This is a genomic window from Magnetospirillum sp. UT-4, from assembly GCF_902729435.1.
Classification (GTDB): Bacteria; Pseudomonadota; Alphaproteobacteria; order Rhodospirillales; family Magnetospirillaceae; genus Magnetospirillum.
The window spans coordinates 1-676 of sequence record NZ_CACVCG010000005.1; the positions used below are offsets into that span (position 1 = coordinate 1).

The following is a 676-nucleotide window of genomic DNA, read 5'->3' on the forward strand; positions in this document are numbered from 1 at the left end:
GCTGTCGGGGGGCGCGGGGCTTGCCCCCGCCCCCGCGCCTCGGGTATCGTCACAAAAATACAAAAAAGCATAAGACGATACTCAGGGAGGGAGCGACGCCGATGGCCGGGCTCCAGGACGTCAAGACCGGCGTGCGCGAGATCGACGCCGGCACCGAAGGATTGCGCTACCTGCTGCAGCGCATTTTCGAGCCCATGGTGGAATGCCGTCGGGCGGCGGGCGGCTGCGACCGCACCCGATGCTCCCGCATCCAGGCCATCATCACCTATCTCGGGCACAATTTCGACCGCCAGGAGCGGCTGATGGATGCCGGCGGATACCCGCACGAGGACCACCATCGCCGCGATCACTGGCGCCTGATCGAGCGGCTGCGGCACATGTACGGCGCCAATGTCTGCGCCGACGAGGATGCCACGGTGGTGCGCGAGGTGATCAACCGCTGGGCCGCCGACCACGTGCCGGAATGCGACCGCCGCCTGGGGCGCTGGGCGGTCACCCGGCGGGTGGTGGAGCCGACGGACTTACGCGATGTCGCCGCCCCGTGACTTGGTGCTGACCTGAGGCCGGAGCTTCGTGTCATTCGGGCCTCACCCTGAGGAGGCCGCGCCAGCGGCCGTCTCGAAGGGCGCGGCCCGTGGCACGTCCTTGGCCCGCCTCGTCCTTATCTGATCCAAAA

1 protein-coding gene is annotated in these 676 nt (G+C 68.2%); it reads left to right on the forward strand.

The features are described from left to right. Window positions 1-101 precede the first annotated feature (101 nt). Window positions 102-545, forward strand: a complete 444-nt coding sequence (locus tag MTBUT4_RS00660) for a hypothetical protein (protein ID WP_173977737.1) — start codon at window positions 102-104, stop codon at window positions 543-545. Window positions 546-676 lie beyond the last annotated feature (131 nt).

Coding starts and splice junctions, on each gene's coding strand:
- MTBUT4_RS00660 (WP_173977737.1), top strand. CDS start 102: ATGGCCGGGCTCCAGGACGTCAAGACCGGCGTGCGCGAGATCGACGCC.